This is a genomic window from Streptomyces sp. HB132, from assembly GCF_016909575.1.
Lineage (GTDB): Bacteria > Actinomycetota > Actinomycetes > Streptomycetales > Streptomycetaceae > Streptomyces.
Genome location: NZ_JAFBGA010000006.1, coordinates 402,180 through 418,050, shown reverse-complemented (window position 1 = coordinate 418,050; position 15,871 = coordinate 402,180). Strand labels below are relative to the sequence as shown.

At 71.1% G+C, this 15,871-nt stretch carries 17 protein-coding genes; 13 read left to right on the top strand and 4 right to left on the bottom strand.

Annotated elements, in window-relative coordinates:
• Positions 1-322 precede the first annotated feature (322 nt).
• From allB to JOC24_RS17120, 3 genes are all read left to right on the top strand, one after another.
• Positions 323-1,666, top strand: a complete 1,344-nt coding sequence (gene allB, locus JOC24_RS17130) for an allantoinase AllB (protein ID WP_205021158.1) — start codon at positions 323-325, stop codon at positions 1,664-1,666.
• A 2-nt stretch (positions 1,667-1,668) separates the two neighbouring features.
• A complete protein-coding gene (gene alc, locus JOC24_RS17125; RefSeq protein ID WP_205021157.1) occupies positions 1,669-2,784 on the top strand; it encodes an allantoicase in 1,116 nt (371 codons plus the stop codon).
• 105 nt (positions 2,785-2,889) lie between these two features.
• Positions 2,890-3,219, top strand: a complete 330-nt coding sequence (locus JOC24_RS17120) for a putative quinol monooxygenase (RefSeq protein WP_205021156.1) — start codon at positions 2,890-2,892, stop codon at positions 3,217-3,219.
• 32 nt (positions 3,220-3,251) lie between these two features.
• Here JOC24_RS17120 and JOC24_RS17115 read toward each other — a convergent pair whose 3' ends face one another.
• Complete coding sequence (locus JOC24_RS17115) at positions 3,252-4,088, bottom strand: aldo/keto reductase (protein ID WP_205021155.1); 837 nt, start codon at positions 4,086-4,088, stop codon at positions 3,252-3,254.
• 184 nt (positions 4,089-4,272) lie between these two features.
• Between JOC24_RS17115 and JOC24_RS17110 the strand changes: the two genes are divergently transcribed.
• Entirely contained in the window at positions 4,273-4,896 is a 624-nt protein-coding gene (locus JOC24_RS17110) for a dihydrofolate reductase family protein (RefSeq protein WP_205021154.1), read from the top strand.
• Between the two features lie 12 nt (positions 4,897-4,908).
• Here the strand turns inward: JOC24_RS17110 and JOC24_RS17105 are convergent, their stop codons facing one another.
• Positions 4,909-5,553 carry a TetR/AcrR family transcriptional regulator gene (locus JOC24_RS17105; protein ID WP_205021153.1) on the bottom strand — a complete coding sequence of 215 codons (645 nt, stop codon included), beginning with the start codon at positions 5,551-5,553 and terminating at the stop codon, positions 4,909-4,911.
• Positions 5,554-5,776: 223 nt separating this feature from the next.
• Between JOC24_RS17105 and JOC24_RS17100 the strand changes: the two genes are divergently transcribed.
• Positions 5,777-6,697, top strand: coding sequence for a DMT family transporter (locus JOC24_RS17100; RefSeq protein ID WP_205021207.1), 921 nt, complete (start codon positions 5,777-5,779; stop codon positions 6,695-6,697).
• Here the strand turns inward: JOC24_RS17100 and JOC24_RS17095 are convergent.
• Positions 6,687-6,890, bottom strand: coding sequence for a hypothetical protein (locus JOC24_RS17095; protein ID WP_205021152.1), 204 nt, complete (start codon positions 6,888-6,890; stop codon positions 6,687-6,689). The genes JOC24_RS17100 and JOC24_RS17095 overlap by 11 nt on opposite strands.
• A gap of 144 nt (positions 6,891-7,034) precedes the next feature.
• On the opposite strand from JOC24_RS17095, the gene JOC24_RS17090 reads away from it, so the two are divergent.
• The 3 genes from JOC24_RS17090 to JOC24_RS17080 all read left to right on the top strand — a co-directional run bounded on the left by JOC24_RS17090 (position 7,035) and on the right by JOC24_RS17080 (position 9,477).
• Positions 7,035-8,252, top strand: a complete 1,218-nt coding sequence (locus tag JOC24_RS17090; protein ID WP_205021151.1) for a sensor histidine kinase — start codon at positions 7,035-7,037, stop codon at positions 8,250-8,252.
• Positions 8,249-8,989: a response regulator gene (locus tag JOC24_RS17085; protein ID WP_205021150.1), complete on the top strand. Its 741-nt coding sequence runs from the start codon at positions 8,249-8,251 to the stop codon at positions 8,987-8,989. The genes JOC24_RS17090 and JOC24_RS17085 overlap by 4 nt, the downstream gene beginning before the upstream one ends.
• Positions 8,990-9,057: 68 nt before the next feature.
• The gene (locus JOC24_RS17080; RefSeq protein WP_205021149.1) at positions 9,058-9,477 is read left to right on the top strand and encodes a PaaI family thioesterase; all 420 of its coding nucleotides are present in this window, start codon (positions 9,058-9,060) and stop codon (positions 9,475-9,477) included.
• 25 nt (positions 9,478-9,502) lie between these two features.
• Here JOC24_RS17080 and JOC24_RS17075 read toward each other — a convergent pair whose 3' ends face one another.
• On the bottom strand, positions 9,503-10,507 hold the full coding sequence (locus JOC24_RS17075; RefSeq protein WP_205021148.1) for a Gfo/Idh/MocA family protein: 1,005 nt from the start codon (positions 10,505-10,507) through the stop codon (positions 9,503-9,505).
• A gap of 93 nt (positions 10,508-10,600) precedes the next feature.
• On the opposite strand from JOC24_RS17075, the gene JOC24_RS17070 reads away from it, so the two are divergent.
• The 5 genes from JOC24_RS17070 to JOC24_RS17050 all read left to right on the top strand — a co-directional run bounded on the left by JOC24_RS17070 (position 10,601) and on the right by JOC24_RS17050 (position 15,782).
• Entirely contained in the window at positions 10,601-11,362 is a 762-nt protein-coding gene (locus JOC24_RS17070) for a GntR family transcriptional regulator (protein WP_205021147.1), read from the top strand.
• A gap of 234 nt (positions 11,363-11,596) precedes the next feature.
• Positions 11,597-12,580: a sugar ABC transporter substrate-binding protein gene (locus tag JOC24_RS17065; RefSeq protein WP_205021146.1), complete on the top strand. Its 984-nt coding sequence runs from the start codon at positions 11,597-11,599 to the stop codon at positions 12,578-12,580.
• Positions 12,577-13,626 carry an ABC transporter permease gene (locus JOC24_RS17060; RefSeq protein ID WP_205021145.1) on the top strand — a complete coding sequence of 350 codons (1,050 nt, stop codon included), beginning with the start codon at positions 12,577-12,579 and terminating at the stop codon, positions 13,624-13,626. Before JOC24_RS17065 ends, JOC24_RS17060 begins: the two co-directional genes overlap by 4 nt.
• Positions 13,623-14,483 carry an ATP-binding cassette domain-containing protein gene (locus JOC24_RS17055; protein WP_205021144.1) on the top strand — a complete coding sequence of 287 codons (861 nt, stop codon included), beginning with the start codon at positions 13,623-13,625 and terminating at the stop codon, positions 14,481-14,483. Before JOC24_RS17060 ends, JOC24_RS17055 begins: the two co-directional genes overlap by 4 nt.
• 132 nt (positions 14,484-14,615) lie before the next feature.
• Positions 14,616-15,782 (top strand): ROK family glucokinase, encoded by a 1,167-nt coding sequence (locus JOC24_RS17050; protein ID WP_205021143.1) that lies wholly within the window; start codon positions 14,616-14,618, stop codon positions 15,780-15,782.
• Positions 15,783-15,871: the final 89 nt, after the last annotated feature.

The following is a 15,871-nucleotide window of genomic DNA, read 5'->3' as shown; positions in this document are numbered from 1 at the left end:
CTTTCGAAGCGGAGGCAAGGCAGCAGCCTACCGGGCTGCTCCCGATCGGCCCACTGCTCCCGGTGCGGCGTCCTTGCCGGTCAGGACCTGTTTTGTCCCGGTGTCGGCGGTCCGGCCCGCGTTCGGCCCGAAGCGCGGGGATGCCGCTCCTGGCTCATTCTACGTTCCGCCTGTCGAAAATGAACTTTTACTTCGTGGAAACCTCTAATCGCCGCGACGCGTGGCCCGCTGGCCGGCGCGGCGGACGGGAGGGTCTTGACGGGGCGCTCTCCCGAGTGAAGACTCCTTCAACAAATCGTTGAATTCTGCGTGAGGAGCACAGGTGTCCGATGCGGACGTGAAGCTGGTACTCCGCTCGACCCGCGTCGTCACCCCCGAGGGAACCCGCGCGGCAGTGGTCCTCGTCGCCGGCGGGGAGATCGAAGCGGTCCTGCCGTACGACGCCGAGGTGCCGGGCGGGGCCCGCGTCGAGGACTTCGGCGACGACGTCCTGCTGCCGGGGCTCGTCGACACCCATGTCCATGTGAACGACCCCGGCCGCACCGAGTGGGAGGGGTTCCACACCGCCACCCGCGCCGCGGCGGCGGGCGGCATCACGAGCCTGCTCGACATGCCGCTCAACTCCCTCCCGCCGACCACCACGGTCGAGCACCTCAGGGTGAAGCGGCAGGTGGCCGCACCCAAGGCGCACATCGACACCGGCTTCTGGGGCGGTGCGATCCCGTCCAACACGAAGGACCTGCGTCCGCTGCACGAGGCCGGGGTGTTCGGATTCAAGTGCTTCCTGTCGCCCTCCGGCGTCGAGGAGTTCCCCGAGCTGGACCAGGAGCAACTGGCCCGCTCCATGGCCGAGATCGCCGGCTTCGGCGGCCTGCTGATCGTGCATGCCGAGGATCCGCACCACCTGGCCGAGGCCCCGCAGAAGAGCGGCGGGAAGTACGCCGACTTCCTGGCCTCCCGTCCGCGTGACGCCGAGAACGCCGCGATCGAAGGCCTCATCGCCCACGCCAGGCGTCTGAACGCCCGCGTCCACGTCCTGCACCTGTCCTCCTGCGACGCGCTGCCGCTGATCGCCGCGGCCAAGCGGGAGGGCGTACGCGTCACCGTCGAGTCCTGCCCGCACTTCCTCACCCTGACCGCCGAGGAAGTCCCTGACGGCGCAACGGAGTTCAAGTGCTGCCCGCCAATTCGGGAGGCCGCCAACCAGGACGCGCTCTGGGCCGGGCTCGCCGACGGCACGATCGACTGCGTCGTATCCGACCACTCGCCCTGCACCACCGACCTCAAGACCCCTGACTTCGCCTCCGCCTGGGGCGGGATCTCCTCACTGCAACTGGGCCTGCCCGCCATCTGGACCGAGGCGCGCCGGCGCGGCCACACCCTGGACGACGTGGCCCGCTGGATGTCCGCCGCCCCCGCCCGACTCGCCGGACTCACCCGCAAGGGCGCCATCGAGGCCGGACGGGACGCGGACTTCGCGGTCCTCGCCCCCGACGAGACCTTCACCGTCGACCCGGTCCGGCTCTTCCACCGCAACCAGGTCACCGCCTACGCGGGGAAGACCCTGCACGGCGTCGTCAAGTCCACCTGGCTGCGCGGCACGCGGATCGTGTCCGACGGCGTACTCGCCGAACCCACCGGCCGTCTCCTCGAAAGGGACCACTGACCATGACGGCGACACCTCACTTCACCGGCGACGCGAGCCCGTACGGGGGAGGCGACCCGTACGCCGACTACCGCACCGCCGACTTCCCGTTCACCCATCTCGTGGACCTCGCGGACCGGCGTCTGGGTGGCGGCGTCATCGCCGCCAACGACGAGTTCTTCGCCGAGCGCGAGAACCTGCTGAAGCCGGAACCCGCGGCGTTCGACCCTGAGCGCTTCGGCCACAAGGGCAAGATCATGGACGGCTGGGAGACCCGCCGACGGCGCGGTACGGGCGCCGCCGAGCCGCACCCCACCGACGAGGACCACGACTGGGCGCTCGTACGCCTCGGTGCGCCCGGCGTGGTGCGCGGGCTGGTCGTCGACACCGCGCACTTCCGCGGCAACTACCCGCAGTCGGTCTCCGTCGAGGCGACCTCGCTGCCAGGCTCCCCGTCCCCCGAGGACCTCCTCGCGCCCGACGTGAAGTGGACAACGCTCGTCCCCCGTACGGCAGTCGGCGGCCACGCGGCCAACGGCTTCGAGGTCGACGAGGAACAGCGCTTCACCCATCTGCGGGTCAACCAGCACCCCGACGGAGGCATAGCCCGCCTGCGCGTCCACGGCGAAGTGGCTCCCGACCCGGCGTGGCTGGCCGCCCTGGGGACGTTCGACCTGGTCGCCCTGGAGAACGGTGGCGAGGTCGAGGACGCCTCCGACCGCTTCTACTCCCCGGCCACCAACACCATCGCGCCGGGCCGCTCCCGCAAGATGGACGACGGCTGGGAGACCCGTCGCCGGCGCGACAGGGGCAACGACTGGATCCGCTACCGGCTGGTGGAGCAGTCGGAGATCCGTGCCGTCGAGATCGACACCGCCTACCTCAAGGGCAACGCGGCCGGCTGGGCCGCGATTTCGGTCTGCGACGGCGAGGAGGGGGAGCGTGCGGAGGTCCTGCCCCGCACCAGGCTCCAGCCCGACACGAACCACCGTTTCGTCCTGCCCGAGCCCGTACGCGGCACGCATGTCCGGATCGACATCTTCCCGGACGGAGGGATCTCCAGGCTGCGGCTCTTCGGCACGCTGACCGAGGGGGGAGCGGCACGGCTGGCCGCCCGGCACGAGGAGCTCGGCGGGTAGTCCCCGCGTGCCGCGCACGGTCCACGGGAGGGTGTGCCGGTTCACACCTGCCCCGAGGGGATATGGGACGCTGGGCGGACGCCGCCGTCCCGACCAGGAGTCGCCATGATCTTCATCGCCGTCAAGTTCACCGTGCGCACCGCCGAGCGGGACAACTGGCTCCCGGCAGTCGAGGACTTCACCCTCGCGACCCGTCAGGAACCGGGCAACCTCTTCTTCGACTGGTCCTACAGCGTCGAGAACCCGGACCAGTTCGTCCTGCTGGAGGCGTTCGCCTCGCAGGAGGCGGGCGAGGCGCACGTGAACTCCGAGCACTTCAAGGCGGCGATCGACACCATGTCGGAGCTCGTCAGCGAGGTCCCCGAGATCGTCAACGTCGAGGTGCCCGGGGACGACTGGTCGCGGATGTCGGAGGTCACCCCGCGCAACCGGTGACCCCGTTCCTCATCGACCGGTGACCGCCCCCGTCAGAACTCCTCGTGCGCGTCGGGGTCGCCGCCGAAGCGCTGCGGCGGCCGGGCGCCGATCCGGTCCAGCTCCTGCCGGGTCAGCTCGAAGCCGAACAGGTCGAGATTCTCCCGCTGGCGCCCGGGGTCGGCGGACTTCGGGATCGGTACCGCCCCCAGCTGGGTGTGCCACCGCAGCACGACCTGGCCCGGTGTCACCCCATGGGCCTCGGCGGCGGCGATCACCTCCGGGGTCTCCAGCACCTGGCGCCCCCGGGCCAGGGGGCTCCAGCTCTCGGTGACGATGCCCTTCGCGGCGTGCACCGCCCGCAGCTCCTCCTGCGGGAGCAGCGGGTGCATCTCGACCTGGTTCACCACGGGCAGCACACCCGTCTCCCGCTCCAGCCGGTCCAGGTGCTCCGCCGTGAAGTTGGATACGCCGATGGAGCGTACGAGGCCGTCCTCGCGGAGCTTGATCATCGCCTTCCAGGTGTCGACGTACTTGTCCACCCGCGGCAGCGGCCAGTGGATGAGGTAGAGGTCGACGTACTCCAGTCCCAGATTGCCCCGCGACTCCTCGAAGGACGCCAGCGTCTCCGCGTAGCCGTGGTGGCGGCCGGGGACCTTGGTGGTGACGAAGAGCTCCTGCCTGGGCACCCCGGAGCGGGCGATCCCGCGGCCTGTGCCGGTCTCGTTCCCGTAGTTCAACGCGGTGTCCACGAGCCGGTAGCCGAGCCCCAGCGCACCGGCGACGGCCTCCTCGGCCGCCTCGTCGTCGAGCAGCCAGGTGCCGAGGCCCACCGCGGGGACGGTGCTGCCGTCGTGGAGGTTGCGGACGGGGGTCGGTGTCCGGCTCATCGTCTTGGCCTTTCGATCGCGTACGGTCCCCGCCAGCGTAGGGCGGGGCGCGCGACGCGGCCGGGCGGCACCAGGGTCTCCACCGGGCGTACCGGTGAGTTCCGTCCGACAGTGGGGTCTGTACGGGTGGAAGCGACCGCGGCTGCCGGGATCCACCGCGACGGCGATACGGAGGAGCGGGACCATGGCCAGACTGACCCTCACGACGTTCGTGTCCCTCGACGGCGTGATGCAGGCCCCTGGCGGGCCCGAGGAGGACACCACCGGTGGGTTCGGGTACGGCGGCTGGATGGTGCCGTTCGCGGACGACGAACTGGGGGCGTTCGTCAATGACGTCTTCGACCGCTCGGGTGCCTACCTGCTCGGGCGGCGTACGTATGACATCTTCGCCTCCTACTGGCCCAAGGTCACCGACCCGGAGGACCCGATCGCCTCCCGGCTCAACACCCTGCCCAAGCACGTCGTCTCCACGACCCTTGAGGACCCGGAGTGGGAGAACACCACCGTCGTCAGGGACGACGTGCCGGCGGTTGTCGCCCGTCTGAAGGAGCGCACGGAGGAGGGGGAGCTGCAGATCCACGGCAGCGGCACCCTGGCACAGTTCCTCATGGCGCACGACCTGATCGACGAGGTCAACCTGCTCGTCCACCCCGTCTACCTGGGCAGCGGCAGGCGGCTCTTCCCCGACGGCGGGAAGCCGACGGCCTTCGAGCTGACCGAAGCGCGGACCACGGGCAGCGGCGTCGCGATCCACACCTACCGGCCGATGGGCCCGGCGCGGTTCGGGAGCTTCGACCCCGGCGCGTGAGGGGTAGCGGTGTCAGGGGGCCGGAGGCAGCGCCGAACGGTCCGTGGCCGACGCGCGGAGCCGCCCCAGGATGGCCCGTGCCGCCTTGGTGTAGCCGGGGTTGTTGTTGTGCAGTACGGACTCCGCGTTGGCGAGCTCCATGAACGCGATGAGCTCGAACGCCAGCTGCGAGACATCCGTGTCCGCCGCCAGTTCGCCCCGCACCCTGGCCCCCTCGACGGTCTCCTCCACGAAGGTGACCCAGCCGGTCTGCGTGGAGGCCAGGGCGTCGTGCACCTTGCCCTGCCTGGAGTCGAACTCCGCGATGGTCGCGTAGAAGAAGCAGCCGCCGCTGAAGACCCGGCGCTGCGAGTAGGAGAGCCAGCTCTCGCACATCCGCCAGACGCGGCCCAGACCGGGCTGAGCGGCCCTGGTCGGTGTCAGCACGTGCTCGACGAAGACCGACACGGCGGCACGCACGGTCGCGAGCTGCAGTTCCTCCTTGGAGCCGAAGAGGGCGAACACGCCGCTCTTGCTCAGCCTCAGCTCCGTGGCCAGCCGGCCGAGCGACAGGCCCTCCAGCCCCTCGGTCGAGGCGACGTGGACCGCGCGCCCCAGTACCAGTTGCCTGGTCTGGTTCCCCCGCTCGACCCGTCCGTCCAGCCGCGCTCCACCCATGTGCCAACTCCGTGTGTCCGAGCGTCCCAAGACCGACATTCTAGGAGGAGCCGGCACAACCGTGGGGCCGCTTCCAGCAGTGACGACCCCTGCGAACACGTGGCCGAGTCACCCTCCGGACGGAGGTTCCCGAGGGGGCCGGCCGTTCGATACGGTGATCGCTTCCCGTGTGAGCCGGCGAGGTCTCCACATCGTTCCCGCTGTGGAGAACCAGGAGAACCAGGTGTCCTCTGCCGTCCTGCCCGCGCTCGCCCCGACCCGCCGCGCGTGGGTCACCGACCTGCCGCTGCTCGTCGTCGCCGCCGTCTGGGGGGCCAGCTACCTCGCGGCCAAGGGCATCACCACGACGCACACCGTCATCGCCGTGCTCGTACTCCGCTTCGCGATCGTGCTGCCCGCCCTGGTGGTCGCCGGGTGGCGCGGACTGCGGGCGCTGAGCGGCGCGCAGTGGCGGGGCGCGGGCCTGCTGGGACTCGTACTCAGTGTGATCTTCCTGCTCGAGACCTACGGCGTCGTGCACACGTCGGCGACCAACGCGGGTCTCATCATCAGCCTCACGATGATCTTCACCCCGCTGGCCGAGGCCGCGGTGACCCGGGTCCGGCCGCCGTCGGCCTTCCTCGCGGCGGCCGGCCTCTCGGTGGCCGGTGTGGTGCTGCTGACGCAGGGCGGCGGCTTCACCAGCCCCTCGGCGGGCGATCTCCTGATGCTGCTCGCCGCCCTGGCCCGCACGGTCCACGTGCTGGCGATGGCGCGGATCAAGGCGGTCCAGGACGCCGACTCGCTGTCCCTGACCACCGTGCAGCTCGGCAGCGCCGTCACGGTCTTCGCCGTCCTGGCCGCCGTCCCCGGGACCGGGGCGGCGCCCTGGACGGTGGCGGCGGACTTCGGCGCCACCGAATGGGCGGGGCTGCTCTTCCTGTCCGTGTTCTGCACGCTGTTCGCGTTCTTCGTGCAGATGTGGTCGGTACGCCGTACCTCTCCGTCACGCGTCAGCCTGCTGCTCGGTACGGAACCCCTCTGGGCCGCGGCCGTCGGCATCGCGATCGGGGGTGAGCGCCTCGGTACCCCGGGGGTGATCGGCGGGGTGCTCGTGCTGGCCGGCACCGCTTGGGGGCGCCGCCGCGCGGACGTCACGTCCTGATCGAGTCCGCCGCGATCATCACGGCCGTGCCCGTCACGACCAGCACGATGCTGACGAAGAGCCCGTGGTCGTCGAGGAAGTCCAGCCGCGCCACCACCGCCCAGAGCCGGAACCAGCCCGTCCACTCGTGGAGGAGCCCGGCGGCGCCCTGCGCGAACACGATGAACCCTGCGGCTTCCACGAATTTCCTCATGGGCCGAGCCTGGAGCCGACCGCCCGGAGCCCGCGTCGGGCTTCGGTCTGCGGGCGGCCGACGGAAGTATCGGATCGCGCGACTTAGGTATCGCCCCCGGGGCGAAAGCGCCGGGGCGGCCCACCGGCTGGGTACGTTGTCGGTATGACCCGCACGGAGTACCCCTGGCTGCTGCCCTCGGCACTGGCCGATCACGAGCCGCCCGGCCACCCGGGCGGACCGCGCCGGACCGTACGGGACTGGGCCGTCGACATCACGCTCTTCCTCTGCGCCGCCGGATTCGGGATGGCCGCCCTCGCCGCGATCGAGGCCGACCGCACGACCGCCGACGAGGTCGTCCTCCTGGACTCACTCGTCGGCGCGGCGGCGTGCTGCGGTATCTGGGTCCGGCGGAGGTGGCCGGTCGGGACCGCCGTGATCCTCACGGTGGTCAGCCTCGTCGAGCCCGTCGCGGCGGGAGCGATGCTGATCGGCCTGTTCAGCCTGGCCGTGCACCGGCCCTTCAAGCCGGTGGCGTTCGTCGGTGCCGGTGCCCTCGTCGTCGCCCCCGTGCAGCCCATGCTGCGCCCGGACCCCGGGACCTCCTTCGTAGCCTCCACCGTCATCGGCGTCCTGCTCATCCTCCTCGTGCTCAGCTGGGGCATGGTCGTACGGTCACGGCGGCAGCTGGTCGTCACCCTGCGCGAGCGGGCACGACGGGCGGAGGCCGAGGCCGCGCTCCGGGCCGAGCAGGCCCAGCGGCTGGCGCGGGAGGCCATCGCCCGCGAGATGCACGACGTCCTCGCCCACCGGCTGACCCTGCTCAGCGTCCATGCCGGCGCCCTCGAGTTCCGGCCCGACGCACCCCCGGCCGAGGTCGGCAGGGCAGCCGGAGTCATCCGGGACAGCGCCCACGAGGCGCTCCAGGACCTCCGCGAGATCATCGGCGTGCTGCGTGCCCCCGGCGACGGCGACGAGGGCAACCGGCCGCAGCCCACCCTCGTCACGCTGGACGCCCTGATCGACGAGTCCCGCTCGGCCGGCATGGAGGTCATGCTCGACAACTCCGTCGCCGACCCGGCCCAGGCACCGCCTGCCACCGGGCGGACCGTCTACCGCATCGCCCAGGAAGCCCTGACCAACGCCCGTAAGCACGCACCCGGAGCCCCCGTCGGGGTCACGGTGGCGGGCGGACCGGGCAACGGGCTGACCATCGAGATCGGCAACCCGGCACCCGAAGAACCCTTCGAACCGGTCCCGGGATCCGGTCAGGGGCTCATCGGTCTCACCGAACGCGCGAGCCTGGCCGGCGGCAGCCTGGAGCACGGGCCCCGGTCCGACGGCGGATTCACGGTCAGGGCCCGGCTACCGTGGCCGGCATGAGCACTCCTACGCCGCCGTCGCCGGAGGCGCGACCGGTCCGGCTGGCCATCGTCGACGACGACCCCCTCGTCCGGGCCGGCCTCATCCTGATGCTGGGCGGCGCGGGGAACATCGACATCGTCGGGGAGGGCGCGGACGGCACCGAGGTCGCCGCCCTCGTCGAACGGTCGCACCCCGACGTCGTGCTCATGGACATCCGGATGCCCGGCATGGACGGGCTGGCCGCGACCGAGGCGCTGCGCCACCGGCCCGGCGCCCCCGAGGTCATCGTCCTGACGACCTTCCACGCCGACGAGCAGGTGCTGCGGGCCATCCGCGCGGGGGCGGCGGGATTCGTCCTGAAGGACACCCCGCCGGCACAGATCGTCGATGCGGTCCTGAGGGTCGCCGCCGGAGAGCCCGTCCTCTCACCCGCCGTCACCCGCCGGCTCATGGCCCGCGCGGCAGGACACCCGGCGGACGACGGCCGGGACCGCCGGGCCCGCGCCCGGCGGCGGTTCGCCGAACTGGGGGACCGCGAGCAGGACGTGGCGTCGGCCGTCGGACGCGGCAGCTCCAACGCGGAGATCGCCGCCGAGCTCCATCTGAGCGTGGCCACCGTCAAGACGCACGTCTCCCGGATCCTCGCCAGGCTGGACCTCAACAACCGCGTACAGATCGCCCTGTTGGTGCACGACGCGGGACTCCTCCACGAGGCCGGGGAACACGACGAGGTGCGGGGCACCGGCCGGGCCTGAACCGGCCGGGCCGACGGCGCCGGTCCGGGAGGTGCGTCGTCTCCCCGGGGGCTCGTGGGATGGGGGTCATGACCGAACTTTCGGCGGACACGGCACAGCGGGTTCTCGACAGCCAGCCGTTCAGCGGGCTCGTCGGTGCGAGGATCACCGAGTTCGGGGACGGCGCGGCCGTCCTCGAGATCGACGTGCGCGAGGAGCTCACCCAGCAGAACGGGTTCCTGCACGGTGGGGTGCTGTCCTACGCGGCCGACAACGCACTCACCTTCGCAGCCGGGACCACGCTCGGGCCTGCCGTACTGACCGGTGGCTTCTCCATCCAGTACGTCCGCCCGGCGAGCGGCCGCACCCTGGCCGCCCGCGCGCAGGTGGTCCACACCGGCCGCAGGCAGGCCGTGGTGCGCTGCGATCTCTGGACCGTGGACGACGAGGGGGCGGAGACCCTGTGCGCGGTGGCGCAGGGGACGGTGCTCTCGGCCCGGCCGGCCTGACGCCGAGACGGTGCGGACTCCGCCGTCAGGACTCGGCGATCTCCGTCATGCGTACGGGGCGGTGCTGCCGGCGCGACAGCTCGCACGCCTCGGCGATGCGCAGTGCGTGCAGCGCCTCCCGGCCGTCGCAGGGGTTGGCCAGCTCACCGCGTACGACACCGAGGAAGGCGTCCAGTTCGGCTTCGTACGCCGGGGCGAACCGCTCGAGGAACCCCGGCCACGGCTTGGTCGGCGCGGGTGGGCCCTGCGGCTCCACGGACGTGATCGGCGTGCGGTCGTCGAGCCCCACCGCGAGCTGGTCCCGCTCGCCCGCCAGTTCCATGCGTACGTCGTAACCGGCCCCGTTGCACCGGGTTGCCGTCGCCGTGGCGAGCGTGCCGTCGTCCAGGGTCAGCAGCGCCGCCGCCGTGTCCACGTCGCCCGCCTCCCGGAACATCGCCGGGCCCGCGTCCGAGCCCGTCGCGTACACCTCCGTCACCTCGCGGCCCGTCACCCAGCGCAGGATGTCGAAGTCGTGCACCAGGCAGTCCCTGAACAGGCCGCCGGAGAGAGGCAGATAGGCCGCGGGCGGAGGAGCGGGGTCGGAGGTCGTCGCCCGGACGGTGTGCAGCCGGCCCAGGGCCCCGCCCCGCACCGCGGTACGCGCGGCGGCATAGCCCGCGTCGAACCGGCGCATGAATCCCAGCTGGAGCACACTCCCCGCGCGCTCCACCTCGCGCAGGGCGCCCAAGGTCCCCGCCAGGTCGAGCGCGATCGGCTTCTCGCAGAAGACGGGCAAGCCCGCCCGGGCAGCCCGGCCGATGAGATCCGCGTGCGCCGAGGTGGCCGAGGCGATCACCACCGCGTCCACCCGCGCGTCGAACAACTCCTCGGCGCCGGCGACGGGGGTGGCCCCCGTCCGCACCGCGACCTCCGAGGCGCGGGCGGAGTCGGGATCCGTCACCACGAGTGAGGCGACAGCGGGATGGCGTGCCAGGACGGCCGCGTGGAAGGAACCGATCCGGCCCGTGCCGATGAGTCCGATGCGCATGGACCCAACGTGCCGCCCGCCAGGCGCACTGTCAACTATATGTCCTGACAAATAGAAGGGTGCGGCGCGACGGTACGGGGTACGCTCCGTGCCGTGCCCAAACCCACCGCCGACTCCGCTGCCCTGGGGCTGGGCGTGGACCGCGGCAGCCCTGTCCCGCTCTACCACCAGCTGGCCCTGCAGCTGGAGGCGGCCATCGAGCAGGGACGGCTCGCACCCGGCAGTCTCCTGGGCAACGAACTGGAGCTCGCCGCACGGCTCGGACTGTCCCGGCCCACCGTCCGCCAGGCCATCCAGTCGCTCGTCGACAAGGGCCTGATGGTGCGCCGGCGCGGTGTCGGCACCCAGGTCGTGCACAGCCGTATCAAGCGTCCGCTCGAACTGAGCAGTCTCTACGACGACCTGGAGACCGCCGGCCGGAAACCGGCGACCCGGGTCCTGCGCAACACGGTCGAGCCGGCGACCCCCCAGGTCGCCGCCGCACTCGGCGTGGAGGAGGGCGGCGACGTCCATCTCGTCGAGCGGGTGCGGTACGCGCACGACGAGCCCGTGGCGCTCCTGCGCAACCACCTGCCCGTCCAGCTGCTCGACCTCGGCACCGAGCGGCTGGAGTCGACGGGCCTGTACCGGATGATGCGTGCCTCGGGGATCACCCTGCACAGCGCCCGGCAGACCGTCGGGGCCCGCGCCGCCACCGCGGAGGAGGGGGAACTGCTCGCGGAGCCCTCCGGGGCCCCGCTGCTGACGATGGAGCGCACCACCTTCGACGACGGCGGTCGGCCGGTCGAATTCGGCTCGCACGTCTACCGGGCCTCGCGGTACGCCTTCGAGTTCCAGCTGCTGGTCCGTCCCTGAGCCGCGCCCGCGAGGCCGGGTCGGATTCTTCGGACGTAAATGTTGACGCGGTCATGCAGTGTCGTTAGAACGGCGTGTGGGCGCGGCCCGCGCCCCTGCCGGGCCATGCCGGTCAGGCCTCGGGGATACTTGGCCCGCCGGGCGGCGAGTCCGCCGTCCCCGGTTCAGGCAGCACAGCGAGCAGCACTAGAAGGGCACGGCGTCGTGGCAAGGGTTCGGACAGGGGTACGCGCGATGGGCGCCGTGCTGGCAACGGTACTGGCGGCTTCCCTCGCGGGATGCAGCAGCACCGGCGGCAAGCGGGCGGAGGAACGCGCCGCCCAGCAGGCCGCCGAGGGCCGGTCCGCGGTGAACACACCCCGCTGGACTTTCGCCATGGTCACCCACTCGGGTGATGGCGACACCTTCTGGGACATCGTCCAGAAGGGGGCCAAGCAGGCGGCCCGGAAGGACAACATCAACTTCCTGTACTCGCACAACGACGAGGGGCAGCAGCAGGCCGAGCTCGTCCAGACCGCGATCGACAAGAAGGTCGACGGCCTGATCGTCTCGCTGGCCAAGCCCGACTCGATGAAGACCGTCGTGGCCAAGGCCGTCAAGGCCGGTATCCCCGTCATCACGGTGAACTCGGGATCCGCCGAGTCCAAGGCCTTCGGCGCGCTCACCCACATCGGCCAGGACGAGTCCATCGCGGGCGAGGCCGTCGGCGACGAGCTCAACGAGCGCAAGCGCAAGAAGGTGCTGTGCGTCCTGCACGAGCAGGGCAACGTCGGCCACGAACAGCGCTGCGCCGGCGCGGAGAAGACCTTCGACGGGACGATGCAGAACCTCTACGTCGACGGCACCAACATGCCCGACGTCCAGGCGTCCATCGAGGCCAAGCTCGACTCGGACAAGAGCATCGACGCGGTCGTCACCCTCGGCGCGCCCTTCGCCGCCGCCGCCGTCAAGGCGAAGCGGACCGCGGGCAGCCAGGCCGAGATCGACACCTTCGACCTCAACGCGAGCGTCGCCACCGGACTGCAGAACAAGACCCTCGGCTTCGCCGTCGACCAGCAGCCCTACCTCCAGGGCTACGAGGCCGTCGACCTGCTCTGGCTCTACCGCTACAACCAGAACGTGCTCGGCGGGGGTCAGCCCGTCCTGACCGGCCCCCAGGTCATCACCCGCGACGACGCCGACGCGCTGGCGGAGTACACGGATCGGGGAACCCGATGACGGCGACCGGCCAACCGGCGGCGCCCCGCACCGACGAACGCCTGCTGCGCACCTCCCCGCTGCGCAAGCTGCTCGGCCGCCCCGAGCTCGGCTCGGTCGTCGGGGCCGTGGCCGTCTTCCTCTTCTTCGCGATCGTGGCCGACAGCTTCCTCCAGGCCTCCAGCCTGGGCACCGTGCTGTACGCCGCCTCCACCATCGGGATCATGGCGGCCCCCGTGGCGCTCCTGATGATCGGCGGAGAGTTCGACCTCTCCGCCGGCGTGATGGTGACCAGCTCCGCGCTGATCTCCTCGATGTTCAGCTACCAGATGACGGCCAACGTCTGGGTGGGCGTCTTCGTGTCGCTCGTGGTCACCCTCGGCTTCGGCGCGTTCAACGGCTTCATGCTGACCCGCACCAAGCTCCCGAGCTTCATCATCACGCTCGGCACGTTCCTGATGCTGACCGGCCTGAATCTCGGCTTCACCAAGCTGATCAGCGGCACCGTGTCGACCAAGACCATCGGGAACATGGAGGGCTTCGAGTCCGCCCGCAAGGTCTTCGCGTCCTACCTGACCATCGGCGAGGTCGAACTGAAGGTCACCATCCTGTGGTGGGCCGCACTCGTCGCGATCGCCACCTGGATCCTGATCCGTACCCGCTTCGGCAACTGGATCTTCGCCGTCGGCGGCGAGGCGGACGCCGCCCGCGCGGTCGGCGTCCCGGTGATCCGGACGCGCATCGGGCTCTACCTGGGTGTCGCCTTCGCCGCCTGGGTCTCCGGCCAGCACCTCCTGTTCTCCTACGACGTGGTGCAGTCCGGAGAGGGCGTCGGCAACGAGCTGATCTACATCATCGCGGCCGTCATCGGCGGCTGCCTGATCACCGGCGGCTACGGCTCCGCGATCGGGTCCGCGATCGGCGCGATCATCTTCGGCATGACCAGCAAGGGCATCGTGTACGCGGAGTGGAACCCCGACTGGTTCAAGTTCTTCCTGGGGGCGATGCTGCTCCTGGCCACCCTGCTCAACGCATGGGTTCGCAAGCGCGCGGAGGCGACGAAATGACGGCCACCCAGGCTCCGGATCCCCGGGACACGGCCGGCCCGGCGCTCGTCGAGCTCGACGGTGTGAGCAAGTACTACGGCAACATCAAGGCCCTGGAGAACGTCTCGCTGGAGGTGCGCGCCGGAGAGATCTCCTGTGTCCTCGGCGACAACGGCGCGGGCAAGTCCACCCTCATCAAGATCATCGCTGGACTGCACCGGCACGATGCCGGGACCTTCCTGATCGAGGGCGAGGAGACCACGCTCGCCAACCCGCGCGACGCCCTGGACCGGGGCATCGCCACCGTCTACCAGGACCTGGCCGTCGTTCCGCTCATGCCGGTCTGGCGCAACTTCTTCCTCGGCTCCGAGCCGACGAAGGGCTCCGGCCCCTTCAAGCGCCTCGACGTACGGCGGATGCGTGAGACGACCCGCGCGGAGCTGCTGCGCATGGGCATCGACCTCAGGGACGTCGACCAGCCCATCGGCACCCTGTCGGGTGGTGAGCGCCAGTGCGTGGCCATCGCCCGTGCCGTGTACTTCGGTGCGAAGGTCCTCGTCCTCGACGAGCCGACAGCCGCGCTCGGCGTCAAGCAGTCGGGGGTCGTGCTCAAGTACGTCGCGGCGGCCAGGGACGCCGGACTCGGAGTGGTCCTCATCACGCACAACCCCCACCACGCCTATCTCGTGGGTGACCGGTTCGTGCTGCTCAAGCGTGGTGCGATGTCCGGAAGCCACACCAAGCAGGACGTCACTCTGGACGAACTGACCCGTCAGATGGCCGGTGGGAGCGAGCTCGACGAGCTCAGCCACGAGCTCGAACGAGCCCCCGCGCCGGACCACCTCGGCGGCCGCGCACCCGGGGACGACGCCCCATAAGTTCGATTTCGCACCCCCCGTCCCCGACCCGAAGACCGGTTCCGGGGGCGGGGGAATGGCAGAATCGTGCACGGCGGGCGCAGTCCGCCGCCGGACGGACCACCGACCGGCCCCCCGACCTGCGCAGGGACGATGAGCACGTACCGCGACTTCACACACCGCGGCTCCGCCCGCGCCACCGTCCTGCGGACCGTCGGCACCAGGGAGCGGCGCTCGCACCTCACGGCGCCGAGGGTTCCCACCGTCGGCATCGACATCGGCGGGACGAAGGTGATGGCCGGCGTCGTCGACGCCGACGGCAACATCCTCGAGACCTTGCGCACCGAGACGCCCGACAAGTCCAAGAGCCCGAAGGTCGTCGAGGACACCATCGTCGAACTGGTCCTCGACCTCTCCGACCGGCACGACGTGCACGCCGTCGGGATCGGCGCGGCGGGCTGGGTCGACGCGGACCGTTCCAAGGTGCTGTTCGCCCCGCACCTGGCCTGGCGCGACGAACCGCTCCGTGACGCCATCGCCTCCCGGCTGGTGGTTCCCGTGATGGTCGACAACGACGCCAACACCGCGGCCTGGGCGGAATGGCGCTTCGGTGCGGGCCGTGGCGAGGACCACCTGGTCATGATCACGCTGGGCACCGGCATCGGCGGCGCGATCCTGGAGGACGGGCACGTCAAGCGCGGCAAGTACGGGGTCGCGGGTGAGTTCGGCCATATGCAGGTGGTGCCCGGCGGGCACCGCTGCCCGTGCGGCAACCGCGGCTGCTGGGAGCAGTACAGCTCGGGCAACGCCCTCGTGCGTGAGGCCAGGGAGCTCGCCGCTGCGGACTCCCCGGTCGCGCACGGCATCATCGAGCGGGTCAAGGGCAACATCCCCGACATCACCGGGCCGCTCATCACCGAGCTGGCCCGCGAGGGCGACGCCATGTGCGTCGAGCTCCTCCAGGACATCGGCCAGTGGCTCGGAGTCGGCATCGCCAATCTCGCGGCCGCCCTGGATCCGTCCTGCTTCGTCATCGGCGGCGGTGTCAGTGCGGCCGACGACCTGCTGATCGGTCCGGCCAGGGACGCCTTCAAGCGCCATCTCACCGGCCGCGGCTACCGCCCGGAGGCCCGGATCGCGAAGGCGCAGCTCGGCCCCGAGGCGGGTATGGTCGGCGCCGCCGACCTGGCGCGCCTGGTCGCCCGTAGGTTCCGGCGGACCAACCGCCGCCGGGTCGAGCGCTACGAGCGGTACGCGCAGTTCTACGACCAGGCCGCGACCACCATCCGGAACACGCGCGGTACCCGTAGCGCCGACTGAACCGGGGGCAGCGCGCCGCGGCACCAGGCCACCCGCGCCCCGCTTTGAACCGCAGCTTCACTCCGCTCCGAACCGCAGCTTCGAGGGAT